The 22,214-nt window shown below is 68.5% G+C and carries 26 protein-coding genes; 13 read left to right on the top strand and 13 right to left on the bottom strand.

Going from position 1 to position 22,214, the window contains the following annotated elements:
• Positions 1-133: 133 nt before the first annotated feature.
• Both nreA and VYJ16_RS02220 read left to right on the top strand, forming a co-directional pair.
• Positions 134-1,414: a DNA repair protein NreA gene (nreA, locus tag VYJ16_RS02225; protein ID WP_336348690.1), complete on the top strand. Its 1,281-nt coding sequence runs from the start codon at positions 134-136 to the stop codon at positions 1,412-1,414.
• Positions 1,415-1,486: 72 nt separating this feature from the next.
• Complete coding sequence (locus VYJ16_RS02220) at positions 1,487-1,699, top strand: hypothetical protein (protein WP_336348689.1); 213 nt, start codon at positions 1,487-1,489, stop codon at positions 1,697-1,699.
• Positions 1,700-1,749: 50 nt separating this feature from the next.
• Here VYJ16_RS02220 and VYJ16_RS02215 read toward each other — a convergent pair whose 3' ends face one another.
• The 3 genes from VYJ16_RS02215 to VYJ16_RS02205 all read right to left on the bottom strand — a co-directional run bounded on the left by VYJ16_RS02215 (position 1,750) and on the right by VYJ16_RS02205 (position 3,386).
• Positions 1,750-2,214, bottom strand: a complete 465-nt coding sequence (locus tag VYJ16_RS02215; protein ID WP_336348688.1) for a DUF302 domain-containing protein — start codon at positions 2,212-2,214, stop codon at positions 1,750-1,752.
• A 95-nt stretch (positions 2,215-2,309) separates the two neighbouring features.
• Positions 2,310-3,017 (bottom strand): CPBP family glutamic-type intramembrane protease, encoded by a 708-nt coding sequence (locus tag VYJ16_RS02210; protein WP_336348687.1) that lies wholly within the window; start codon positions 3,015-3,017, stop codon positions 2,310-2,312.
• A gap of 84 nt (positions 3,018-3,101) precedes the next feature.
• The gene (locus tag VYJ16_RS02205) at positions 3,102-3,386 is read right to left on the bottom strand and encodes a DUF5789 family protein (protein WP_336348686.1); all 285 of its coding nucleotides are present in this window, start codon (positions 3,384-3,386) and stop codon (positions 3,102-3,104) included.
• A 172-nt stretch (positions 3,387-3,558) separates the two neighbouring features.
• Between VYJ16_RS02205 and VYJ16_RS02200 the strand changes: the two genes are divergently transcribed.
• Positions 3,559-4,578: a cell division protein CdpA domain-containing protein gene (locus VYJ16_RS02200; protein WP_336348685.1), complete on the top strand. Its 1,020-nt coding sequence runs from the start codon at positions 3,559-3,561 to the stop codon at positions 4,576-4,578.
• A gap of 319 nt (positions 4,579-4,897) precedes the next feature.
• On the opposite strand, the gene VYJ16_RS02195 is transcribed toward VYJ16_RS02200, so the two are convergent.
• The 9 genes from VYJ16_RS02195 to VYJ16_RS02155 all read right to left on the bottom strand — a co-directional run bounded on the left by VYJ16_RS02195 (position 4,898) and on the right by VYJ16_RS02155 (position 15,003).
• On the bottom strand, positions 4,898-5,347 hold the full coding sequence (locus tag VYJ16_RS02195) for a Mut7-C RNAse domain-containing protein (RefSeq protein ID WP_336348684.1): 450 nt from the start codon (positions 5,345-5,347) through the stop codon (positions 4,898-4,900).
• 15 nt (positions 5,348-5,362) lie between these two features.
• Positions 5,363-7,126, bottom strand: a complete 1,764-nt coding sequence (gene polX / locus VYJ16_RS02190; RefSeq protein WP_336348683.1) for a DNA polymerase/3'-5' exonuclease PolX — start codon at positions 7,124-7,126, stop codon at positions 5,363-5,365.
• Between the two features lie 18 nt (positions 7,127-7,144).
• A complete protein-coding gene (locus tag VYJ16_RS02185) occupies positions 7,145-7,582 on the bottom strand; it encodes a DUF5788 family protein (RefSeq protein WP_336348682.1) in 438 nt (145 codons plus the stop codon).
• A gap of 90 nt (positions 7,583-7,672) precedes the next feature.
• On the bottom strand, positions 7,673-9,130 hold the full coding sequence (locus VYJ16_RS02180) for a glycerate kinase type-2 family protein (protein WP_336348681.1): 1,458 nt from the start codon (positions 9,128-9,130) through the stop codon (positions 7,673-7,675).
• A 3-nt stretch (positions 9,131-9,133) separates the two neighbouring features.
• Entirely contained in the window at positions 9,134-10,015 is an 882-nt protein-coding gene (locus VYJ16_RS02175) for an SDR family oxidoreductase (protein WP_336348680.1), read from the bottom strand.
• Between the two features lie 233 nt (positions 10,016-10,248).
• A complete protein-coding gene (locus VYJ16_RS02170; protein WP_336348679.1) occupies positions 10,249-11,007 on the bottom strand; it encodes an endonuclease V in 759 nt (252 codons plus the stop codon).
• 28 nt (positions 11,008-11,035) lie between these two features.
• The gene (locus VYJ16_RS02165; RefSeq protein WP_336348678.1) at positions 11,036-11,944 is read right to left on the bottom strand and encodes a rhomboid family intramembrane serine protease; all 909 of its coding nucleotides are present in this window, start codon (positions 11,942-11,944) and stop codon (positions 11,036-11,038) included.
• Between the two features lie 93 nt (positions 11,945-12,037).
• Entirely contained in the window at positions 12,038-13,045 is a 1,008-nt protein-coding gene (gene mvaD / locus VYJ16_RS02160; protein WP_336348677.1) for a phosphomevalonate decarboxylase MvaD, read from the bottom strand.
• 77 nt (positions 13,046-13,122) lie between these two features.
• Complete coding sequence (locus VYJ16_RS02155; RefSeq protein WP_336348676.1) at positions 13,123-15,003, bottom strand: hypothetical protein; 1,881 nt, start codon at positions 15,001-15,003, stop codon at positions 13,123-13,125.
• A gap of 181 nt (positions 15,004-15,184) precedes the next feature.
• On the opposite strand from VYJ16_RS02155, the gene nth reads away from it, so the two are divergent.
• Together nth and VYJ16_RS02145 are read left to right on the top strand one after the other, a co-directional pair.
• Positions 15,185-15,868 carry an endonuclease III gene (gene nth / locus VYJ16_RS02150; protein ID WP_336348675.1) on the top strand — a complete coding sequence of 228 codons (684 nt, stop codon included), beginning with the start codon at positions 15,185-15,187 and terminating at the stop codon, positions 15,866-15,868.
• An 80-nt stretch (positions 15,869-15,948) separates the two neighbouring features.
• Complete coding sequence (locus VYJ16_RS02145) at positions 15,949-16,188, top strand: hypothetical protein (protein WP_336348674.1); 240 nt, start codon at positions 15,949-15,951, stop codon at positions 16,186-16,188.
• Between the two features lie 64 nt (positions 16,189-16,252).
• Here the strand turns inward: VYJ16_RS02145 and VYJ16_RS02140 are convergent, their stop codons facing one another.
• Positions 16,253-16,735, bottom strand: coding sequence for a DUF7321 family protein (locus VYJ16_RS02140; protein WP_336348673.1), 483 nt, complete (start codon positions 16,733-16,735; stop codon positions 16,253-16,255).
• A 93-nt stretch (positions 16,736-16,828) separates the two neighbouring features.
• Between VYJ16_RS02140 and VYJ16_RS02135 the strand changes: the two genes are divergently transcribed.
• The 8 genes from VYJ16_RS02135 to VYJ16_RS02100 all read left to right on the top strand — a co-directional run bounded on the left by VYJ16_RS02135 (position 16,829) and on the right by VYJ16_RS02100 (position 22,028).
• A complete protein-coding gene (locus VYJ16_RS02135) occupies positions 16,829-17,881 on the top strand; it encodes a DUF7319 domain-containing protein (protein WP_336348672.1) in 1,053 nt (350 codons plus the stop codon).
• Between the two features lie 61 nt (positions 17,882-17,942).
• The gene (locus VYJ16_RS02130) at positions 17,943-18,605 is read left to right on the top strand and encodes a plastocyanin/azurin family copper-binding protein (RefSeq protein WP_336348671.1); all 663 of its coding nucleotides are present in this window, start codon (positions 17,943-17,945) and stop codon (positions 18,603-18,605) included.
• Between the two features lie 3 nt (positions 18,606-18,608).
• Complete coding sequence (locus VYJ16_RS02125; RefSeq protein ID WP_336348670.1) at positions 18,609-19,001, top strand: DUF7318 family protein; 393 nt, start codon at positions 18,609-18,611, stop codon at positions 18,999-19,001.
• Between the two features lie 2 nt (positions 19,002-19,003).
• Positions 19,004-19,852 carry a ubiquinol-cytochrome c reductase iron-sulfur subunit gene (locus VYJ16_RS02120; protein WP_336348669.1) on the top strand — a complete coding sequence of 283 codons (849 nt, stop codon included), beginning with the start codon at positions 19,004-19,006 and terminating at the stop codon, positions 19,850-19,852.
• A gap of 4 nt (positions 19,853-19,856) precedes the next feature.
• On the top strand, positions 19,857-20,651 hold the full coding sequence (locus VYJ16_RS02115) for a cytochrome b (RefSeq protein ID WP_227131801.1): 795 nt from the start codon (positions 19,857-19,859) through the stop codon (positions 20,649-20,651).
• A 4-nt stretch (positions 20,652-20,655) separates the two neighbouring features.
• The gene (locus VYJ16_RS02110) at positions 20,656-21,444 is read left to right on the top strand and encodes a cytochrome b family protein (RefSeq protein ID WP_336348668.1); all 789 of its coding nucleotides are present in this window, start codon (positions 20,656-20,658) and stop codon (positions 21,442-21,444) included.
• Positions 21,445-21,463: 19 nt separating this feature from the next.
• Positions 21,464-21,778: a DUF7315 family membrane protein gene (locus VYJ16_RS02105; protein WP_336348667.1), complete on the top strand. Its 315-nt coding sequence runs from the start codon at positions 21,464-21,466 to the stop codon at positions 21,776-21,778.
• Positions 21,771-22,028 (top strand): DUF7314 family protein, encoded by a 258-nt coding sequence (locus tag VYJ16_RS02100; protein ID WP_336348666.1) that lies wholly within the window; start codon positions 21,771-21,773, stop codon positions 22,026-22,028. The genes VYJ16_RS02105 and VYJ16_RS02100 overlap by 8 nt, the downstream gene beginning before the upstream one ends.
• Positions 22,029-22,214 lie beyond the last annotated feature (186 nt).

Genomic DNA, 22,214 nt, shown 5'->3' with positions numbered 1-22,214 from the left:
TGTGGTCGCGGTGCGGTCGTGGGGCGGTCGCGGTGCGGTCGTGGGGCGGTCGCGGTGCGGGGCGGTCGCGGTGTCGTCGGGTGCATCCCCGCAGAAACAAGGTTGAAGCGTCGTGGTCGTGTACGAGTGGTAGATGCGGCTCGACGATTACATCGATGGGTTGGAGCCCGACGAGGACGCGCGGCGTCGGCGGCTGGCGAAGGAGAAGTCCTACGAGGTGACGGAGTACCTGGAGGACTTCGAGCGGGCGTTCGAGGAGTCGGTGCAGGGCGGGGACCTGTTCGGGTCGACGTCGCCGTCGGTGTTCGTCGGTCGGTCGGGGTACCCGGACGTGTCGACGGGCTTGCTGTCGCCCGTGGCCGGGGACGTCGACCCGGAGAGTCTGGTGACGGACGCGTCGTGGTACGGCGCGGTCGGCATCGACGACGTCGTCCAGCGCCGGAGTTCGCTGTTGAACTCGAACCGGCGCGCGGACGTCCGCGACGCCGGCTCGCTGTCGGACTCCGACAGCGTGCACGACGCGTGGAACGGGTTCCTCGGCACCCAGCGCGAGGTCGCCATCGCGGGCGACCCCGTCGACGTCGAGATCGGGCTGGACGGAACGCCGGAGCTCGACCTCTCCGGCGGCGAGATAAGTGCGCCGCGGGGGCCGCGAGCGCGAGCGAACCGCGCGGAACTCGCGGAGAACCCCTACGTGCCCCGGCCCGTGAAGAAGACGCTCGAGGACGACGACTGGCAAGCACAGGGTGCGATGACGTACCTCTACCGTCGCGGGTTCGACGTCTACGAGATAAACAACATCCTGTCGGCGGGCGCGCTCGGTCGCGGCGAGAACCGACGGCTCGTCCCCACCCGGTGGTCCATCACCGCGGTCGACGACACCGTCGGCCAGTTCCTCCGCGGGCAGCTCCGTGGCACGCAGAGCATCGACCAGGTCGAGGTCCACGAGAACGAGTTCATGGGGAACCGCTACTGGGTCGTGCTCGCACCCGGGAAGTGGGAGTACGAGCTCGTGGAGATGAAAGCGCCGGGGAGCATCTGGAATCAAGGGCAGGGCGAGGTCTGGATGGGCGCGGCGAGCGAGGGGTTCGAGGGCCGGAGCGGGTACGTCGACGAGACCGCGGGCGCGTACTACGCGAGCCGACTCGGCGTCCTCGAACACCTCGCGGAGCGCGACCGGCAAGCGAAGTGCCTCGTGCTCCGCGAGGTCAGCGACGACTACTGGGCGCCCGTCGGCGTCTGGCAAGTCCGCGAGTCGGTTCGGAACGCGTTCGACGACGAACCCGGCGAAGCCGAGGACTTCGCGACCGCGATACGCGCCATCGAACCGCACCTTCCCGTGTCGACGAACCGTCTCCGTCGGAAGTCGAGCATGGTCTCGGGCCTCCAGTCGTCGCTCGCGGACTGGACGTAGCGCGCTCGACTCCCCGGTAGCAACCGCGGGCGACCCGACGATTCTTCACGCACCCGGTCGAACCAACCAGCCATGGCCGCGCTCTCGCTCCCGCTACAGCTGCCCGGCGCACCGGAGGTCATCGTCATCGGGCTCATCCTCCTGCCGCTCGTCGTCCTCGCCGTCATCGGGTACGTGCTCGTCCGTCGACTGCTCGACCTCCCCGACCCGAGTCGCGTCGCGGCACTCGAACGCGAGGTCGAGGACCTCCGCGAACGCGTCGAGGAACGCGAGGACGAGCGCTGAGCCGAGCGGACGCCGGACCGCGACGCCGGCCGGGCGTCGGCCCGGATGCCTCAGTCGTCGACCGCCAGAATCTCGCCGTCGAGGTTCGCCATCGCCGCCTCGACGTACTCGCCGGTCTCGTCGACGATCGCCTGCCACTCGTCGCTGTCGGGCGCGATGCCGACGAGCCGCGCTATCTTCATGATGGAGACGTGGTAGACGTGCTGGACGCCCGGCTCCTCCTGCCAGACGACGACGTTACACGGGAACAGGCCGCCCATGTCCTCCGTCACGTCGAGCGCCTTGTTCGCCACCCCAGGGTTGCACGCGCCGAGGACGTAGTACGGGTCCCGGCCCGCGTCCACCTTCTCGTTCAGTAACTCGCTCGGCGAGAACTCGGTCGCGACGCCGAACCCGGCGTCGACGAACGCCTCGCGGACGTGCTCGACGGCCGCGTCGTGCTCCATCTCGAGGACCGCGCGCTTCGTGCCGATGTCCGACTCGCTGATCTGCTCGGGGTCGATTGGGAGTGTCATCACGCTCCACTCGGCGCTCGCGGCGGAAAAACGTACGCCGCGATTGGCGCGACTCGCGCGCAACCGTCAGCCCTCGTTCGCGTCCCCGCGACCGCTCAGATGGGGATGGGGAGCCACCGCAGCCACTCGAGGACGGTCTCGGTCGGAATGATGGGGTCGTGGATGACGAGCCAGTCCAGGAGGACGAGGCCGGCGCCGTGCGCGACGACGCTCGGCAGCAGCGAGTTCGACTTGTAGTCGACCGCGCCGAAGAGGACGTCCGTCGGCCCGGAGAGCAGTATCTCGATGGGTGGCTTGCTCGCGTGATGGATGGCGTACACGACCGGACTGATGAACGCGGCCTTGATACCGAAGCGTTCGCCGACGCCCACGCAGAGCAACCCGCGATAGTACGTCTCCACGGCGACGACGAGCGCGAACTGCTTGACCGCGTGCACCGCGAACGCGCCCGGGTCCCGGAGTTCGGCGGCGGTCCCCCACATCGGGTAGAACTCGCGGATGGAGGGAAGCGAGGACCCGACGAGGTAGAACGGGAGGACGAACAACGCGAGCAGGACGGCGTTCCGTATCGCTCGACGGTCGACGCGATACCCGATGTCGCGGCCGTGAGTCGCCGCGAGCGCCATCGGCCCGACGAAGAAGATGAGGCCGTCCACGACGATGCGGCGCTCGAGGCCGATGGGCGAGTACCGCATCCAGAGGACGGTGAGCACGAACCCCCAGAGGAGGGACTTCGCCGTCCAGGAGAGGTCCCGCCAGCCGTCGCGGACGCGACCCAGGACGTCGGCGGTGCGCGCGCTCATCGGCGCGAGTCACACCAGATGGTGTCCGCGGTCGCGGTTGCGGTCGCGGCTACCGGCGTCGTCGCCCGGACCACGGTCCCGCAGTCACTCGGTCGCGACCGGGCCGTCGCCGACGACGCCCTGGACGGCGTCGACGAACGACTGGCGCGTGTCGAAGTACGTCGTGTCGTCCTCCTCGAGGACGTCCGCGAGCGTCCGCGGGCCCTCCGGGGTCCGGATCTCGCTGTCGCCCTCGAGTTCGAGGACCCGACTCTTCTGCTGGGGGTACTTGAGTCGCGACGCGACGCGTGCGACCGGGGCGCCCTCGACGGACGCACCCGAACCGAGTTCGACGGCGGGCTCGTCTTCCGCTTCCTCGTCGTCTGCCATGGTCGGCGCTTTGCGAGCGCCGCGATTCAACCTTTCGCTTCACCCGAGCGTCGTTCGCGCGTGCAGCCGACGAGTTCGAGCGTGCAGCCGACCGAGCGAGACGCGTACTCGGGAGCGTCGACCGCCGATTGTCTGACGCACCCTTTTGTTTGATGCGCTCCAACGCGGACGCATGACGAGTCTCGCGGACGTCTACGAGGACAACGTCGGAGAGGTGGGGAGCGTCCGCCGACTGTACGCCGGCACCGGCCTGTTCGTCGTCGGCGTCGTCCTGACGCTCGCGGGCGTGGTCGCCGGCGGAACGAACGTCCTCGCGGCGGTCGGCATCGACGTCCTCGGCGCGCGCAAGATAGCGGGCGTCCTCGGCGGCGTCGGCTTCCCTGCCGTCCTCCTCGGCGTGTTCACGGTGCTGCCGGCGAGCAACCGCGTCCGCGGTGCCGCGGCCATCGGCGCGAGCATCTGCGTGCTCGGCGTCGCGCTGTTCTGGTACGCGTACCCGACGTACTGGGTGACCTCGACCGCGAGCACGGACCTGACGCTCGTCGTCGCCGCAGTGTACGTGTTCGGTGCGTTCACGAGCATCTGGACGCTGTTCACGGCAGTCGTGAACTTCAAGACGCGGAACGACCCCGGCGGCACCATCGAACTCCGCATCACGCAGGAAGGCGAGACGCGCGTCGTCGAGGTCGACGAGGAGACCGCCCAAGCGGTGCGCGAGGGCGAGACGTCCGCGGCGGACCTCGGGAGTGGCGTCGGGATGCTCGGCCGGCAGCCCGACGGGAACGTCGAGACCCAGACCGCCGACCCCACCGCGTCGCAGTCCGCGTCGACGAACTCGGGCACCAGCGGGAACGCGAGCCGACAGAGCAAGCAGCAGGCGCGCCGCTCGAAGCGCGCCGGCGCCGAGGGCGGGGGAACCGCGGGCGCGCACCCGGCAGCGAGCGACGGTGGCGCGACCACGCAGGACATCTCCTCGCCGCTCGACGACCACGCGGGCGACGGCTACGACGCCGAAGTCCTCGAGGACGAACCGGCCGAGCCCGCGTCGACGAACCACGCCGACCGCTACTGCGGGAACTGCGAGCACTTCGACTACGTCCAGACGAACCAGGGCATCCAGCCATACTGCGGCTACCACGACGAACAGATGGACGACATGGAAGCCTGCGACGCCTGGCAACCGAACAACTAAGACCGACCATCTTTTTCCCGCTCGGGTTCGCGCTCCGCGCGAACCGCTCGCGGCAAAAACATGGGTGAAAAAGGCCGACGGCTCGGCCAATGGCCTCGCCGTCGGTGAACCGCCTCGCTCCGCTCGGCGGACGACTGAACCGCACTGCACCGCACCGCATCGCACTGCACCGCACCGCATCGCACTGCACCGCACCGCATCGCACTGCACCGCACCGCATCGCACTGCACCGCATCGCACTGCACCGCACCGCATCGCACTGCACCGCACCGCATCGCACCACGTCACACCGCACTGCAACTGACGGGAGGGTTCGAGGCTACGTCCGCACGGCAGCGAGCGTCTCGACCATCCGGTCGTGGTGACTCCCTTTCCAGAAGCACTGCTCGCAGTCGCGACACCGCCAGACGGCCTCGTTGCCGGGGTCGGGTGCGTACTCTGGCGTCGCGTCGTCGGTGGGGACGCGGTCGAGGCGACCGTTGCAGTGCCCGCAACGCTCGGGGTCGTCGGTCGGTTCGAGCGGGATGCCGGTGGCGGCGAGCTCCCGGAGCTGGTCGACGGGGTCGCGTTCGCGCAGGAGAATCCCGTCGGTCGCGGCGGCGAGGGCGCGGTCGCGCGTGACGACGACGCGGTCTTCGTCGCGAGCGAGTGCGGCGATGGCGTCGTCGGCCTCGACGCCGCGGTCGGGCGCGTACGCGGCGTCGTGCCCGCAGAGTCGGAGGTACGCGCGGAGCCCGCCGCACATCGCGTCCAGGAGGATTCGCGTCACGATTCCGTCCCCGAGTCAGTGCAGGAACTCGCGGAGCGCGTCCTCGTCGTACGTGTTCAGGACGTCGTCGGGCTCCGCCCACCCGCGGCGCGCGGTGTGGACGCCGTAGGTCACGTTCTCGTACGTCTCGGGGCGATGCGAGTCCGTGTTGATGGAGACCGTCGCGCCGGCGTCGACCGCGGCCTTGACCGCGCTCCCGGAGAGGTCGAGGCGGCTCGGGTTCGCGTTCACCTCCAAGGCGACGCCCTCGCGGGCGGCGACCGCGGCGAGGCGGTTCGCGTCGAGGTCGAGGCCCTCGCGCTGGTTCAGGAGCCGCCCCGTCGGGTGCCCGAGGACGTCCACGCTGGGGTGCTCCATCGCCGTACAGAGGCGGTCGGTCGCCTCGTCACCCGGCATGTCGAGACTGCTGTGGGGGGACGCGACCACGACGTCGAGTTCGGCGAGGACGTCGTCCGCGACGGATATCTCGCCGTCGGCGTCGACGTTCGCCTCCACGCCCGAGAACGCCGTGATGCCGTCGACGTCGTCGTTCACCGCCGCGACCTCGTCGGCGAGGTCCAGGAGGGCGTCGTCCGGGACGCCCATCCCGCCGACGACGCCCGGGCCGGTCGCGTGGTCTGTGATGGCGACGTACTCGTGACCGAACGCCTTCGCGCCCGCGACCATCTCGCGGACCGAGTTCGCGCCGTCGCTCGCGTCCGTGTGAGTGTGGAGGTCTCCGCGAACGTCCGCCTCGACGAGGAGGTCCGGGAGCGCGTCGTCGATGGCGGCCCGGACCTCGCCGCGGCCCTCGCGGAGCTCCGGCGGGACGAGCGGGAGGTCGAGGGCCGCGTACATCGACGCCTCCGTGTCGCCGCCGATGCGTTCACCGACCCGCTGGCCGTCGTCGGCGTCAGCGTCCACGTCGTCGACGTCCGAAACGTCGAACGCGCCGTACTCGTTGAGCTTCACGCCCTGGTCGATGGCGTAGTTCCGGAGGGTGACGTTGTGGTCCTTGCTCCCCGTGAAGTACTGGAGCGCGCTCCCGAACTCGCTCGGCACGACCACCCGGAGGTCGATACGCATCCCGTCGAACCGCACCGACGCCTTCTGCTCGCCCGCCTCGATGACCGCGTCCGCGGGCTCCCACGCGGCGAACGCGTCCACGACCGCCTGGCCGTCGTCGCTCGCCGCGAGCACGTCCACGTCGCCGATGGTCGCCCGCCAGCGGCGCGTCGACCCCGCGACCTCCGCGTTCTCGACCGCGTCGTGCTCGCTCACGAACGCGCGAACGCGCTCCGCGACCGGGCGCGCCGCCCCGAGGAGCTCTCGCTCACCGGCCTGGCGCGCGAACGGGATGGCCTCGAGGATGTTCTGCTCCGTCTTCGCACCGAACCCCTTCACGTCCTGGATGCGCTCGTCCTCGGCCGCCGCCTCCAGCTCGTCGAGGTCCGTCACCCCGAGTTCCTCGTAGAGCGTCCCGACCGTCTTCGGGCCGACGCCCTCCACGCGCAGCAGGGCGTCGAGGTCCACGGGGTACCGCTCGCGCATCGCCTCGAGCTCCTCGATGGCGCCCGTCTCGTGGAACTCCACGATCTTCGAGGAGATCGCGTCACCCACGTCGTCCAGCGCCTGCAGCGCGTCCTCGCCGTCCTCGGCGAGCGCCTCGAGCGACCCCGGGTACTCGCGGATGGACTCGACCGCGCGCCGGTACACGTTCGGCTTGTACTCCACGCCGTCCATCTCCAGGAGGTTCGCGTACGCTTCCAGTTCGTCGGCAACGTCGTGCTTGAGTGCCATCGTAGGTGTCTCCGTCGATCAGAGCCCGGTTCGCGGGCCGTCCTCGTCGTGACCGAGCGCCTGCTGGAGGAAGTTCATCCAGCGCTTCCGGTCGGCCGCCGCCTGCGCCTCTGCCTCCCGCTCCAGGTCCGTCGGCCCGAGGTTCTCCAAGGCGTTCAACGCGCGGTCCAGGCCGATTATCGCGCCGACGAGCGCCTCACCCTCCTCGAAGGAGATGTCCTCGTTCTCGAGGCGTTGCTTGCGCTGGAGGCGCTCGCGCCGCAGGTTCCGCTTCGCCTCCTGCACGCGCTCGCGGTCCTCGGGCGCGACGCCGTCGACGCGCTTCATCTCGAACACGAACGACTGGAGCTCGAACGCCTCCCCCTGAACAGTGATGGTCTCGGGGATGTCCGCGCCGACCGTCGCGCTCTCGCGCTCGATGCGCTCCAGGAGCTGCTTGCGCTCGTACGACTTCACGGTCGACGCTCCGGCCGCCATCGCCAAAACGCTGCGGGTCCCCTACCGCGAGCGTCCGCCGGAACGACGGCCTCCCGCAAGGGTACTGCGTTATCGGTCGTCGACGACGACGACCCGGAGGTCGTTCACGTTCGTCCCCGTCGCCCCCGACCGCAACCGCCCGCCGAACCGACGGTCGTCCGCGTCCGCGGGCGCTGCGGGCGCTGCGGCGCGCTCGAACCGCTCGAAGAACCCGGTCGCGTCGTTCCGCGCGAGCGCATCGCGCGCCCCGTCGCGCAGTTCCGCGTCAGCGAGCGCGTCGCCCGCGAGCACCGCGCCGGCCTCGTCGGTGCTCCCGTCCCGACCGTCCGTGTCGACCGCGGCGACAGCGACGTCCACGCCGTCGGGAGGACGAGGCCCGTCCGCGAGGTCGAGTGCCGCGCCGAGCACGAACTCCTGGTTCGGGCCGCCGTCCCCGTCCCCGGATACCGTCACGGTCGTCTCGCCCGCGGACACGAGGACCGCTGGCGGCTCGACAGGGTCCCCGGCGGACGCGACCTCCCGACCGACCGCGGCGTGGAAGCGCCCGCACTCGTTCGCCTCGCCCTGCATCGTCGTCGAAAGCACCGTCGCCTCGAACCCTCGGGACGCGGCCGCCTCCTTCGCACCGTCGACGGCGGTTCGCGCCGACGCGACCACGTGATAGGGCACGTCCTCGAACGCATCGTGGTCCGCTCCAGGCGTCTCCGCAACGCCACCCCAGCCTCCGCCCGCGGCACCCGCTTCGAGGTGCGAGCGAACCGCGGGCGCGTCGATATCGTAGCGGTCCAGGACAGCGAGCGCGTCCGCGAACGTCGACGCGTCCGGCGCCGTCGGCCCGCTCCCGACGATCGCCGGGTCGTCACCGACGACGTCCGACACCGCGACCGTCAGCACGCGCGCTGGCGTCGCCGCGACCGCCAACCGGCCGCCCTTCACCGTCGAGACGTGCTTCCGGACCGCGTTCACCTCGCCGATGGCCGCGCCCGCGCCGAGCAGCGCGCTCGTCACCGCCCGGAGCGCGTCCAACCCGACCGACTCGACGGGCGCGGCGAGCAACGCCGACGCCCCACCCGTCAGCGCCACGAGCACGAGCGTCCCCTCGTCCGCGTCCGCGACCAGCTCGCGGACGTCACGCGTCGCCGCCACGCCGCGCTCGCTCGGCACCGGATGGTCGCCCACGCGCACCGACACCGGCCCCAACGCGAGTCCCGCAGCCGGCTCGTCCACGACCACCAGCCCGTCGTCGACCCGACCGCCGAGCGCGTCCACGAGCGCCGACGCGACCCGGTCACAGCCCTTCCCCGCACCGACGACGACGACGCGGTCCACGTCCGCGAGAGAGTACCGCTCACCCTGGACGACGAGCGCGTCGCCGTCGACCGACACCGCCTCCCGCGTCGCCCGGAACGGGTCCGCGCGCTCCACGCCCGCAGCGAGACACGCCACTGCGGTCTCAATCACACTCGACGCATCGCTGTCATCGCCACCGGACCCGGCGCCGCCGTCACCCTCGAGGACGTCGAACACGATTCACGCGAACAACCGCCGCGCCAGCGCGAACACCCGGTCGCGCAAGCGCTTCGGGACGAACTGCGCGAGCCCCGAGTACTTCGCTATCGGCCCGACGGGATACCGCGGCGCCGGGTCCGTCGCGCTCGCCGCGTTCACGATGGCATCCCCGACCATCGCCGGCGAGATGGAGGCCGGCCCGAACCCGCCCATCGACGCCGCGTCGTCGTACAGCTCGTAGATGTCGTCGTACGCGCCCGACCGCTCGGTCCCGTCGAGCTCCTCGTCCGCGCGGTCGTAGAACGACGAGTCGACCGGCCCCGGCGCCACCACCACCACGTCCACGCCGAACTCCTCGACCTCCGCGCGGAGCGCGTCACTCATCGACTCCACCGCCGCCTTCGACGCCGCGTACGCCCCCGACCCCGGGAGCGACAGCTCGCCGACGACACTCGACACGTTCACGACCGTCCCATCCCCGGCCTCGCGCATGTGCGGGAGCGCCGCGCGAACGAGCCGATGCGGCCCGAACGCGTTCACGTCGAACTGTCGTTCGAGCGCCGCGGTCGACACGTCCTCGAGCGGCCCGAACTGCGCGAACCCCGCGTTGTTCACCACGCAATCGATGCGACCCTGTTCGTCGACGACGCGCCCGACCACCGCGTCGACCTGCTCGCCGTCCGTCACGTCCAACTCGGCGGTGCGACAGCCAGCCTCCACAAGCTCTGTCACGTCGTCGGTATCCCGCGCCGTCGCGTACACCACCCAGTCCTCCGCGAGGAACGCGAGCGCCGTCGCCTGCCCGATCCCAGAGGACGCTCCCGTTACGAGGCAGACGTCCTTGTGTCGTGTCTCCCCATCCTCGTCGTCGACCGCGACCGCCGACTCGTCCGCGTCAGTCATATCCCGGGCTTCGCCCGGCGGGTACGTAAGTGTCACCGGTCCCGGCACTCGCTCCTCGCTCCGTTTCCACCCCCGACATTGAACAACGAGGACGCGGCCACGGTCCCCGTCACGACTAACACGACGCGCGTCGGTCCAGGCGGGAGTGCGACCCGCCGGCGCGCGAGCACGGCCACGGGTCGCCTGCCAGCCCCAGAACAGTCAGCAGCCACAGCACCGGTCGCGCTCCACAGTCACTCCTCGCGGGACTCGACCTCGCGCTTGGCCTCGTCGGCGTACGCGTCCGCGAGCCGCGTCGGCTCCGGGAGCTTGTAGCCCGCGGTCGTCGCGAGCACCACGTCCGCCGCCGTCGTCGCCGAAACGCGATGCCCGGGACTCACCCAGAGCGGGTTGATGGACTGCCGGCCGGAGTCGTACTGGCGAGACTGGACCGCGTACCCGATCACCTCGCCATCGGCCGCGGTCACGTCACCGTCCGCGAGCACGGGGACGCGCTCGCCCTCGGCGAGATCGTCGACGTCCCGCTCTGGCGTCCCACAGAGCAGGTTCTTCGCCACGCCCACCGCCGGGACGTCGAACGCGACGCCCATGTGCGTCGCCAGCCCCGCCTCCCGATAGTGGATGCGGCCACTCCCGTCGAACAGCACGAGGTCCGGCACGTGCTCCAGCCCGCGGAGCGCGTCCACGATGGGGCCGCCCTCGCGGAACGACAGGAGTCCCGGGATGTAGGGTATCTCGAGTGGCGTCACCGCGTACGCCCGCTCGACGACCTCGTCACCGCGGCGGACGACGACCGCCGACACGGCACGGTCGTCGAGGAACGCCTGGTCGACGCCCGCGACCAGCGGCCCCTCCGGGCGGCCGACGCGCGCCGGGTCGAATTCGAACTCGTCCGCGAACACCGCCGCGGCTGCCACGTCGCGCTGCAAGGCCTCCATCGCCTCGCGCGACGCCGACGCGTCCGGTAGGAACTCGGGACGAACGACGTCCATCACGACCACCTCTGTCGAGCGACGGCCATCAGAACCGACGGCGACCGCCACCCGGACCGCCGGGGCCGCCCGGGCCGCGGCCGCCACCGAACCCGAGGCTCTGCGGGCGCCGCACGTCGCCCTCGATGTACTTCCCGTACGCCAGCCCGACGAGCAGACCGATGAGGTGCGCGCCCTGCGCCACGCCGCCAGCGCCCACGCCGCCGCCGAGGATGGCGAGCGACGAGATGAGCGCGTAGAATATCGTGATCGCCCAGATGGGGACGGGGAGGATGAAGTAGATGTACACCTTCAGGTCCGGCGCCAGCACCGTCAGCACGCCGAGTATCGCGAGTGCCGCGCCGCTCGCCCCGAGGACGCCCGAGAACGCGCCCGGATTGAGCGCCATCGACAACCCGATCTGGCCGAGGCCGGCGAGCATCCCGGTGCCGAGGAACAGGAGCGTGAAGTCACGCGACCCGACCAGGTCCTCGACGAGTCGGCCGAAGAAGAAGATCACGATGGCGTTCCCGGCGATGTGCGCCAATCCGAAGGGAGCGTGCGCGAAGATGGACGTCACCCACGTCCAGAGGTACTCCGGATTCTGCGAGCTCAACACGAACAGCGTGTTGTGCAGGCTCCGGCTCGCGAACGTCAGCACCGCCATCTGCGCGAACCACGTCACGAACATCAACGCCAGGAACACGTACGTCATGTTCCCGCGGAAATAGGATAGCGCCCCACCCGGCCCGAACAGCGTGAACGACCGGCCGCTGCTCTCCGCGCTCACCGAGTCGTCGAACCCGCTGTCGAACACGCCCTTCGGGTCGTTCCACTCCGTCAACCCCGGACAGTCGTGCTTCTCCGGCAAGCGATGTTCGCCGCAGAACGTGCTCCCGCAGTGCGAGCACGTGTACGGCATGTTCTCTTGCCTGCCGCACTCGTCGCATTTCGCCATTGGCGGCGGCTACGGGAGGACGGGTCAAGGGGCTTTGGGTGTCCGGCACGGCCGCGCCAACGGACGGAACCGCTAGCGTCGTTCGCGGACGACCTAGAAGAGCGCTTCGTCGTCGTCGAGGAGCTTCGCGGGGCCGCCGACCTCCCAGATGGTCGTTCGAACGCCCGTCTCGGCGACGGCTTCCTTCACGCGCTCGACGTGCTCGGCGGTCGTGTTCACGTACACGGACGCGCCGGTGTCCGTCGAGAACCACACGGGGACGGAGTTCACGTCGTCGTCGTCCTCGTACCCGTTCTCGCGGAGTTCCCGGACCGTGTCGAACACGGAGAGGGTCGCGGGCTTCCAGTACACCCAGCCTTCGGGGCCGGTCATCGTCGTCGCGGCGAGACTCAGCGAGTCGTGTTCGGCGATGTCGCCGACGCGCTCCAGGTCGTCCTCGTGCAGGGCGTCCTTGCAGTCCTGGAGTTGTTCGACGACGTGCGCCATCCGGTCGCCGAACATGTGGCTCCGTTCGGCCTCGCTGTGCGCGTCGTCGGTCTCCTTGTACGCGGGGACGAGTGCGACGACGATCTTCAGTTCGCTCTCGAGGTCGGTCGGGATGCGGTGACTCCGGCAGTCCTGGTCGTTCATGCCGGCTGTGAGGTACGAGAACCCGCCGGTGACGGCGCGTGCGGCGCTCGCGGACCCGACGCGTGCGATGGTCGAGATGTCCTCGAGGCTCGCGTCGAGTTCGGCGGCTTCGGCGAGCGCGCGTGCGGCGGCCGCGAACCCGGAGGACGAGGAGCCGAGGCCGACGTTCGACGGGAACGAGTTCTCGCTCTCGAGGCGGACGGGGTAGACGGTGTGTGCGGCGTCACTCATCGACCGGGCCTTCTCGACGACGCGTTCGACGCGGTCGAACGCGGACCCCTCGAGTTCCTCGCCGTCGACGACGTACGTGTCCTCGTCGTAGTCCATCGAGAACTCGACGGTCGTCTTCGTGTGACTCGGTGCCGTGCAGACGCTGATGGAGTCGTGGTAGGGGAGTCGTTCGATGTCGTCGCGCATCCCGTGATACTTGACGAGGCCCTGGATCGGGTGAGCCATCGCGGTAGCTTTCATACCTCTACGGGAGACGACCGCGCGCTTAAAACCCACGGCGGCAGGATTCCATGCGGTTCGGTGACGGAGTCGGTGTGTCAGGACGTGAGCGTCTCGAGTTTCTCGCGAACGCGAGCGTTCTGCTCGACGGTCTCGCCGAGTTCCGCGAGTCGTTCGTCGATGGATTCGACGGTCGCGGTGAGGTCGTCGACGGCGTCGGCGAGTTCGTCGACGTCCTCGCGGACGTCCGCGGCGAGGTGGTCGATGTCGTCGCTGTTCGAGCGCACGGCGGACGCGAGTCCGTCGACTCGCTCCCGTTCGGCGGCTTGCTCGGATTCGATGGTCTCGACGCGTGCGTCGATCGCATCGACCGCCTCCTCGATGTCGTCGGCCGTCGCTTCGATGTCGTCGGTCGTCGCTTCGACGTCGGTGGTCCTCGCCTCGACCTCGTCGACGTCCGCTCGGAGCGCGCCGCGTTCGTCGGCGGCGGCGGCGGTGCGTTCGTGGAGCGAGCCGACGTCGGCTTGCAGGTCCTCGAGCACGTCGCGTGCGGTCCCGTTCTCGTCGAGGAACGCTTCGAGCGCGTCCGTGTACGCCGCGAGTTCCTCGACGCGAGTCTGGAGGTGGTCGATGCGCGCTTCGGTGCTCGTTCGCGGGTCGACGCCGAGGCGCCGGCGGAGTTCGACGCGCTCGCGCTCCGTGACCCCACCCGATTCGAGTTCGTCGAGGAGCTGTTCGGCGACGCGGTCGTCGTCGTCCGTCGTACTCCCGCCAGTCCCGGCACTGGTCTCGCGGTCGTCGTCGTCGGCGAACTCCCATGCGTCGTCGGGGTTCTCGACGAGTTCGTCGAAGGACACCGGCTCCGAACCGAAGTCGACCGTTCCCTCCTCGAGGGCGTCGACCTCCGCGGCGAACTCGTCGTACTCTTCGGGGTCGAGTGCCTCGTCGAGCAGCTGGAACTGCTCGTCGGCGTTCGAGTCGATGGTTTCCGCGGGGACGCCGTCGACGTCGACCGCCTCGAAGGTCTCCACGGTCACTCCCCGTAGTTCCCCGAGCGCGCCGACGATGTCGTCCTCGTCGAGCGCGGTCGATATCGTGACCGCGAGTCGGTCGGGGTTCGCGCCCGATTCGAGGTCGGGAAGGGTTGGACTCGCGCTGTAGACGGTCGTTCCGTTCAGTAACCCTTCGAGGACTTCGATCGCGCAGTCCGTGCTGGCGTCCTCGGTGAACGCGACCGAGAAGCGGTAGGCTGCTTCGTCGGCTCGCGATCGGTCGTCGTGGACGCGGAGCGCGTTCTCGAACGCGTCGCCCGTCCACTCACGACCCTCGTCGGAAGGCTCGGAGTCGACGTGTTCGTCACGCGTCTCGGAGTCGTCGCGTGCGTGCTCGGTGGATTCGGCCCCTCTTTCAGCGTCGTCCACGGTCGCGGACGCACCCGCTGGCGCCGTGACGACCGCGTTCGCGGCAGGGTCGGCATCGTGAGGGGCGGTGAGGGCGTCGTCCGTCGTGGCGTCGGCGGTCAGCTCCGCGTCGGTGGTGTGCTCGTGCACGCGCTCGTACACGACTTCCGGAACGCGCTCCGTCGGTTCGGCGGCGTCGAACGAGACGGCGTCCACGGGGTCGACGGGCTCGCGGTCGTCGACTGGTGGCTCGGCGTGCTCGGGTGGGACGACGTGGACCGGTGCGTCGACGAGTTCGTCGACCGTCTCCGGTTCGGTGACCGGGACGCCGAGCGTGACGGTGGCACTCTCGCCCGGTTCGAGGGTCGAGCGCCACCTGACGTCGCCGTTCGCGTAGACAGTGCAGTCGTCGGCGTCGACCGCGACGGCGTCGGGGTCGATGGCGTCCGGGAGTTGCGTTTCGACGACGACCGTCGTGACGTCGGTCGTGTCGGACTGGATCGCGAGCTGGAGCGCCGGAAGCCCCGAGTCGGTGATAGAGACGGTGCTGTCGCTACTGGTGGCGGCGTGCGTGTTCATGATTCCCCCATGTGGCCCCCCGGGACACGGGACTGGCCGTAGCAGAAACATACGGCCGCCAACACTTAATTCGGCAGGTTGCTTCGGTTCCCTAGGCAGTCCATACGGGTCCGTAACGGCCCATATCGGGTGCGTGACCGAAACCCGAACGGCTAACCGTCGGGTATCCAACGACACCACCATGGGTACGCCACGCGACTCACGCCGCGCGCAAGCCGAGACCGTCGTCGAACGCCTCCACGAGGAGTACCCCGACTCGACGATATCGCTGAACTACGCGTCGCGACTGGAACTCCTCGTCGCGGTCGTCCTCTCCGCGCAATGCACGGACGAGCGCGTGAACGAGGTCACGAGCGACCTCTTCGAGACGTACACGACGCCGGAGGACTACGCGAACGCCACGCAGGACGAACTCGCGGACGCCATCTACGGTATCACGTTCCACAACAACAAGGCCGGGTACCTGCAGGGCATCGGCGAGCAGTTACTCGCCGAGCACGACGGCGAGGTCCCCGACGAGATGAGTGCGCTCACCGACCTCCCCGGCGTCGGGCGGAAGACGGCGAACGTCGTCCTCCAGCACGCGCACGACGTCGTCGAGGGAATCGTCGTCGACACGCACGTCCAGCGACTCTCCCGACGCCTCGGACTGACGACCGAGGAACGGCCCGAAGCCATCGAGCAGGACCTCCTCGACGTCGTCCCGGAGAGCGAATGGCAGCAGTTCACGCACCTCCTCATCGACCACGGCCGCGCCGTCTGCGGTGCGCGGAGCGCCGACTGCGACGCGTGCGTCCTCGCGGACGTCTGTCCGAGCGAACAGGGCGACAGCGACGTCGACCTCGCCAGCGGCGAGGCCTGGTGACGTCGACCACGCCGCTGGCCGTCGCTCGGCCAAGCCGGTTTGGCCCGACGCATACCCGCGTGGCTCGACGCATTCGAGGTATGACGAACGACGAAGCGACGGACCAAGACCGACACGAGGAACTCTCGCCCGAGGAACGAACGAACGTCCCCGCCGAGGAGCTCGCGGACGTCGACGACGCGCACGACGACGCCGTCGAGGACGCCGAAGACGAACGCGAACCCGGGGAGCGAAAGAACACCGAGAAGCTGAACGACGAAGCGCGCGAGCAGAACCGCCACGACAACGCGCCCGACGAGATGCCGAACCGCCAGCAGTAACGACGAACCGCGCTCGCTGCCGGCGCCGCCGTCGTCGTCCTTCCAGATTCTATCGGAACGCCCGTCAGAGGATGCTGTACCACCGCAGGTAGCGAGCGACGCCGACGAGGTACGCGAGAATCCAGAAGAACACGTACCCGAACACGCCGACGCGCAGGCGCGTCCGCCACTTCCCCATGTGTTCGTGGAGCTCGTCGATGGAGACGTCCTGGTCCGGGTCGTCGTAGAGGTCCGCCGCGCGTTTCGCCTGGAAGATACGGACGATACCCCAGAGGCCGAACAGGAGCATCGCGTACGCCTGCAGGCCGAGGAACGCGTGGAGGGCGGTGAGGCTACTGAGGTTGTCGAACAACCGCGGCGCCATCCAGAAGACGACCGGAACGGTGTTCAGGACGAGCCCGGTGACGACGAACTTCAGGTGATACACGAGGACGTCCCACGTCACGACCGGCTGGTTGATGATGTACCAGGCACCGTAGACGTAGAACGGGAAACTGGCGGTGACGACGGCGGCGACGACCGTCGCGACCACCACGTCTTCGACCATGCCCGGCCCTAACGGCCGGGGCGTCCTAAAGGACGCGTTCCCGGACGCCCGCGGTCGGAAAGAGTAAACGCCCGTGGACCGAAGTGTCGGAGGATGACTGACTCCCGACCGACGTCGGCCGACGACCCCGACCCCGGGAGCGACAGCGACGGCCCGACCGGCGAGGGCGACGACCCGGCCGAGTCCGACGGGGACGACCAGGCCGAGTCGACCGTGGACGCGTCACCGCCGGCCGACGCGAAACCGGCCGCGTCAGCCGACGACTCGCCCTCGGATGCGGAACTCCGCGCACGCGTCGAAGAGAAGTACGACTTCGAGGACTTCGGCCCGCGAGACATGGCGGAGATGACGCCCGAGGAATGGGACGCCGCGTTCGACGCGGAGACGTGGATCACCGGCGACGAACTCCTCGAACGCGTACAAGCGGACCTGGAGCGGCGCGTCGCCACCCGAGACGTGTTCGCGGTCGTCGAACGCCGCGACGTCGACGGCGAAGACGCCGTGCTCGCGTTCTCCGACGAAGGGTACGCCCTCGTACGACCCGACGGCTCCGTCGAAGGGTTCGGAACGGTGCTTCGGGACGTGAAACCGACGGTCGCGCTCTGCTCGATGGACTCCTACGAACCCGAGGAACCACCAGCAGGCGCCGTCCTCCCGAACCCCGAAGAGGTCCCCGAAGGAAGCGGCGAACTCGGGAACTTCATGCTCCAGATAATCGCGGGCGTCCTCGGGCTCTCCGGCGTCGTCCTCCTCGGCGGCGCCGTGTTCGCGCCAGGGGCCGCCGGCGCCGGCGAGATCGGTCGCGGGCTCATGGTCGTCTTCGGCCTCCTGTTCCTCGCCGCCACGTTCGTCCTGTTCTTCACCGTCGCGAACGCGCGCCTCTCCGACAAGTTCCGCGCCGAAGAGTACCGCGACCGTCTCCGAGCGATCGGGCTCGAGGACGGCGAACGACCCGCGTTCCTCCCGACCGAGGACGACGAGGGAACCGTCGAGACTGCGCTCGACGCCGGAACCGACGACGAGCGCGAAGACCGCGACGTCGACGGCGCCACCGAGCGCGAGCGGACGGACGAAACCGACGCCGCGACGACGGGTCACAGCGACGCGGAGCGAGACACCGACGAGAGCTCGAACCCCACCACGTAACCCCCTCCAGACACCCGCATCGGTGGGTTTAAGCAACGTCAATCCTGACCTACGGATGTATATGAAAAGGCGGGACTTTCTGAGAACTGCCAGCGGCGTTACCGGAGCCGCCGCGGCAGTCGGCGCGGCGTCCGCAGGCGCCGCCGCCGAGGACCAAGGACGCTCCGGCGCGCCCAACAACACGACGACCACGGGCGCACCGAACGGTACAGGGTCGGCCAACAACACCACGGCCGGCGGTGGTGCGCCCTCCGGCCCGACGAAAGAGGTCGTGGTCGGCCCCGGCGGCTCGCTCGTGTACGAGCCCGCGGACCTCACGATAGCGAACGGCACGACCGTGAACTTCGTGTGGGACTCGGACAACCACAACATCGTCGTGGACAGCCAACCCGACGGCGCCGGCTGGGAAGGCACACCCGGCGGAGACTCGAAGACGTACGACACCGGGTACGAGTACTCGCACACGTTCACGACTAACGGCGAGTACCAGTACTTCTGTCAACCGCACGTCGGCGCGGGGATGGAAGCGAGCATCACCGTGCAGGACTCGGTGTCCACCGGCGGCGGCGGGAAGGAACAGGACCCCGAACACATGGGCGTCCCGTTCCAGGCGCACTTCGTCGGACTGGCGACCATCCTCGCCATCATCAGCTCGCTGCTCTTCACGTTCTACACGCTCAAATACGGCGAATCCGCGCACACCGCGGCCCCCAACAAGAAATAATCCATGTCGACCAAAGGAAGCAACTACGGCGACATCCACCGGTACGAGCCCGCTCGCGAGAGCACGGCCGCCGCGGTCGCTATCGTCCTCCTCACCGTCATCGAGGTCGTGTTCGTCGGCCTGTTCACGTACGGGCTCGTCGCCGGCTGGGGACTGGACGCGGTCGGCAACATGTACCTCGGCACGATCCTCGCGATCATCTTCGTCGACCTGGCGTTCATCCTCCTGCTGTACCGCAAGGAGTTCCTCCCGGACGTCATGATCGTCAAGAAACGACGCCGGAAGTGGGAGGACCTCTACGTTCGCGAAGAGGACGTCGACGGGACGAAGGACTTCGACCCCGAGAACGCCGTCGAGACACTGAAACGGGCAGTATACCCGTACTACAAGCGATAACTATGCCACTGGACGAAGACAAGTATCCGGTCGAATCGGACCGTCGGCGGTTCGTCAAAGGTGTCGTCGGCGGGGCCGCGCTCGCCGGCGTCACGACAGCGAGCGCCGCCGCCGTGAACACCGCCACCGCGCCAACCGGCGCGGGCGGTGGGACGACGACGTTCTACGCCGTCGAGAACACCGACGGGCCCGCGCCGCGCGGAATGCCCCAGATTCCCGTCGAGCTGGACAAGGAAGGCTACCTCAAGGGTGCGTGGCCGGAGTACGAGGAGGGCGCCGACGCCGCCGTCACCGAGGACTACGAGGGGACGGGCGTCGACTACTCCTCCGCGTGGTTCCAGTACTGCGGCGTGCAGACGTACTCGGGCGTGTACCCGGAAGCGGACCAGGACAACTACTTCCGGTACTCGGATAGCGGCTACGACTGGCACAGCGACAAGGGCGGTGACAAGATCCACATCGACGACTTCCAGGAGCTCGGTGACCCCTGGCGCGAATGGAACACGTCGTTCGGGACGAAAGCGAACGGGAAGCCCGCTGCCGGCACGTGGCGGTCTCAGGACCTCGCGCCCGCGGAGACGATGCCAATCCAGGTGATCCGCTCCGAGAACGTTCAAGAACTCGCGAAGGAGGACGAGTGGATCGACGCGTCCACGGCCGAGGGCTGTGTCGCGTGGCTGAACAAGTGCACGCACTTCTGTTGCGTGCCCGGGTTCAAGACCATCGCCGGCTCCGCGAACTTCGGTGCGGCGGACAAGATCTACTGTCAGTGCCACCAGTCCGTGTACGACCCGTTCAGTATCGTGCAGAAGTCGTTCGTGGCACTGCCGCGGCCGGAGAAGGAGGGCTGACACAATGAGTCTGGAGAAGAAAGACGAACACGACCATCGCGGCTGGATACAGAAGCGAGACCTGACGCCCGTGGAGAAGGGCTACCTGATGGTCCTCGTGTACCTCGACCGGCGTCTCCGCATCGTTGACTACCTCGAGCTCCTCGAGGACCTCTACTACAAGGTCAACATGCAGATGCCGAAGAGTCACACGGAACAGTACAATCTCGACAACAAGTTCTGGTACTGGTATCCACTCTATGCGTTGGGGTCGTTCTCGACGATAGCGTACGTCGTCGCGGCCTTATCGGGTGCCCTCTTGGGGTTCTACTATGCGCCGGCGACGACGGGTGACCCGTCGGGTGCGTACAACCAGATCGTGTTCATCATGACCGACCTGAACTTCGGGTTCATGCTCCGCTCCATCCACCGCTGGGCGGCCCAGGTCATGGTCGCAGCGGTGTTCCTGCACATGCTCCGCGTGTACTTCACGGGCGCGTACAAGGAACCCCGCGAACTCAACTGGATCCTCGGCATCGTCCTCATCTCGCTGACGATGGTGTTCGGGTACACGGGCTACCTGCTGCCGTGGGACCAGCTCGCGTTCTGGGCCGGCCAGATCGGCGTTGAGATGTCGCTGTCGATACCACTGGCGGGTGAATGGGTCGCCCAGCTCCTGTTCGGTGGGTTCACGTTGAGTCAGGCGACGCTGCAACGGATGTACATCCTGCACGTGTTCCTGCTTCCGTTCATCGTGACGACGCTCATCGCGGTCCACATCGGCATCGTCTGGATGCAGGGCATCGCGGAACCACACTAATACAATGGCAGACAACAACAACGACGAGGAACCCATGGCTGACGGCGGCAGTGGCACCGGCATCGTCGCGCCGGACGACGAGACGCCGACGTGGCGCGAGCGCAAGGAGCGCACGGAGGGACTCTCCCGGTTGACGTACGAGTACTTCGAGCGGGCGCGACGCGAGGACCAGGACCTCCGTCAGGAGTCCGATTACGTGGAACGTGACGTGCTCGCGTTCCCGGCGTGGCCCCACGAGATGATCCGGAACCTCTCCCTGACGAGTTTCTTCGTCGGGATGATCCTGTTCCTGTCGGCGGCGCTCCCGCCGCACATCGGGCCGCCGGCGAACCCGAGTAGTACGCCGGCTATCATCCTCCCGGACTGGTACCTCTACTGGTCGTTCGGCCTCCTGAAGCTCGGCCCGCTGAACCCCGAGCTCTCCATCCTCGGTGGGGAGACGGCGGCGGAGGGCGCGAAGCTGATGGCGGACCGCACGTACGGCGTGGTCGCGAACCTCGTCGTCGTCGGGTTCATCGCTATCGTGCCGTTCCTGAACAAGGGGAGTGCGCGCCGCCCGGTCGAGCAGCCGTTCTGGGCTGCGGTTGGCGTGTTCGGGGTCGTGTTCGCGTTCACGATCAGTATGCTCTCCATCAAGAACCTGCTCCCGATCGGGTCGAGTCTCCTGCTGGACGTAACGTTCCTGCTGCCGTTCGTCGCGGGAACGATCTCGTACGCGCTGCTGCGGTCGATGCAGGAGGGCTACATGTACGACTTGAACCGTCGGTACTACCGGCTGCGGCCGCCGAAGTAACTGCTGTCCCGTTCTTTCGATGACTGACGACGAGCCAGTAGAGGATGGTGCTCGCGGGTCTCGCGAGGTCGAGGTCCCGATGCGTCTCTACAAGACGGTGACGGTGTTCGCGACGTTGATTGCGATGGTTGCGGTCATCCTCGGGTTCGTGGCGTTGGACGTGGCGACGAATCGCGCGCAGGCGTCGCCGGACGAGGTGAACGTCGTGCTCGCGCTCGTGGGACTCGGCAGTATCGTCCTGGGGGCGTTCGTGTACGCGTTCTCGACGCGATTCCGGACTGAAGGAATGGGAAAGTCTAAAGACGAATCCGACGAAGGTTCAGGTAATGGCTGACGAATTCGCCAAAGGCACGGCTATCCTCGCCGGTGTGGGACTGATCTGGATGGTCCTGGCTGGCTGGTACAAGACGCCGTCGTTCGAGGGTGCACAGCTCACGGGGGCGCCGCCGGCTGACTTGGGGACGTACGGCGAGATGGCGCTCGTGCTCGAGAGCGGCCTGCGCTGGTTCATCATCATCGGCGTGTTGACGTTCTGGGTCGTCATCCCGGCGGCCGAACAGACGCGCGAGTACTTCGCGGGCTGAGGCGGCGTTTCTGCGATAGCGTTCGGTTCTGCGAGTGATGGTCGACGAGCGACTGGGTTCTGCGCTCGTGGTCGTCGGTCGGCGTCTTTGACTGGTGTGGTGGTGTTGGTCCGTGAGTGGTTGGTGTCGGTGAGTCGAGCGTGAGGTGCGCGAGCGGCCGACGACGCTGGCTGGGGGCGCCGGTTG

The sequence above is a fragment of the Halorubellus litoreus genome (assembly GCF_037081675.1).
In the GTDB taxonomy this organism is placed as follows: Archaea; Halobacteriota; Halobacteria; order Halobacteriales; family Natrialbaceae; genus Halorubellus; species Halorubellus litoreus.
This window is presented reverse-complemented; position numbering and strand designations above follow the sequence as displayed.

Excerpts from the sequence above, each read along its gene's own strand:
- nreA (WP_336348690.1), top strand. The coding sequence starts at position 134 with ATGCGGCTCGACGATTACATCGATGGGTTGGAGCCCGACGAGGACGCG.
- VYJ16_RS02220 (WP_336348689.1), top strand. The coding sequence starts at position 1,487 with ATGGCCGCGCTCTCGCTCCCGCTACAGCTGCCCGGCGCACCGGAGGTC.
- VYJ16_RS02215 (WP_336348688.1), bottom strand. The coding sequence starts at position 2,214 with ATGACACTCCCAATCGACCCCGAGCAGATCAGCGAGTCGGACATCGGC.
- VYJ16_RS02210 (WP_336348687.1), bottom strand. The coding sequence starts at position 3,017 with ATGAGCGCGCGCACCGCCGACGTCCTGGGTCGCGTCCGCGACGGCTGG.
- VYJ16_RS02205 (WP_336348686.1), bottom strand. The coding sequence starts at position 3,386 with ATGGCAGACGACGAGGAAGCGGAAGACGAGCCCGCCGTCGAACTCGGT.
- VYJ16_RS02200 (WP_336348685.1), top strand. The coding sequence starts at position 3,559 with ATGACGAGTCTCGCGGACGTCTACGAGGACAACGTCGGAGAGGTGGGG.
- polX (WP_336348683.1), bottom strand. The coding sequence starts at position 7,126 with ATGGCACTCAAGCACGACGTTGCCGACGAACTGGAAGCGTACGCGAAC.
- VYJ16_RS02175 (WP_336348680.1), bottom strand. The coding sequence starts at position 10,015 with ATGACTGACGCGGACGAGTCGGCGGTCGCGGTCGACGACGAGGATGGG.
- VYJ16_RS02170 (WP_336348679.1), bottom strand. The coding sequence starts at position 11,007 with ATGGACGTCGTTCGTCCCGAGTTCCTACCGGACGCGTCGGCGTCGCGC.
- VYJ16_RS02165 (WP_336348678.1), bottom strand. The coding sequence starts at position 11,944 with ATGGCGAAATGCGACGAGTGCGGCAGGCAAGAGAACATGCCGTACACG.
- mvaD (WP_336348677.1), bottom strand. The coding sequence starts at position 13,045 with ATGAAAGCTACCGCGATGGCTCACCCGATCCAGGGCCTCGTCAAGTAT.
- VYJ16_RS02155 (WP_336348676.1), bottom strand. The coding sequence starts at position 15,003 with ATGAACACGCACGCCGCCACCAGTAGCGACAGCACCGTCTCTATCACC.
- nth (WP_336348675.1), top strand. The coding sequence starts at position 15,185 with ATGGGTACGCCACGCGACTCACGCCGCGCGCAAGCCGAGACCGTCGTC.
- VYJ16_RS02145 (WP_336348674.1), top strand. The coding sequence starts at position 15,949 with ATGACGAACGACGAAGCGACGGACCAAGACCGACACGAGGAACTCTCG.
- VYJ16_RS02140 (WP_336348673.1), bottom strand. The coding sequence starts at position 16,735 with ATGGTCGAAGACGTGGTGGTCGCGACGGTCGTCGCCGCCGTCGTCACC.
- VYJ16_RS02135 (WP_336348672.1), top strand. The coding sequence starts at position 16,829 with ATGACTGACTCCCGACCGACGTCGGCCGACGACCCCGACCCCGGGAGC.
- VYJ16_RS02130 (WP_336348671.1), top strand. The coding sequence starts at position 17,943 with ATGAAAAGGCGGGACTTTCTGAGAACTGCCAGCGGCGTTACCGGAGCC.
- VYJ16_RS02125 (WP_336348670.1), top strand. The coding sequence starts at position 18,609 with ATGTCGACCAAAGGAAGCAACTACGGCGACATCCACCGGTACGAGCCC.
- VYJ16_RS02120 (WP_336348669.1), top strand. The coding sequence starts at position 19,004 with ATGCCACTGGACGAAGACAAGTATCCGGTCGAATCGGACCGTCGGCGG.
- VYJ16_RS02115 (WP_227131801.1), top strand. The coding sequence starts at position 19,857 with ATGAGTCTGGAGAAGAAAGACGAACACGACCATCGCGGCTGGATACAG.
- VYJ16_RS02110 (WP_336348668.1), top strand. The coding sequence starts at position 20,656 with ATGGCAGACAACAACAACGACGAGGAACCCATGGCTGACGGCGGCAGT.
- VYJ16_RS02105 (WP_336348667.1), top strand. The coding sequence starts at position 21,464 with ATGACTGACGACGAGCCAGTAGAGGATGGTGCTCGCGGGTCTCGCGAG.
- VYJ16_RS02100 (WP_336348666.1), top strand. The coding sequence starts at position 21,771 with ATGGCTGACGAATTCGCCAAAGGCACGGCTATCCTCGCCGGTGTGGGA.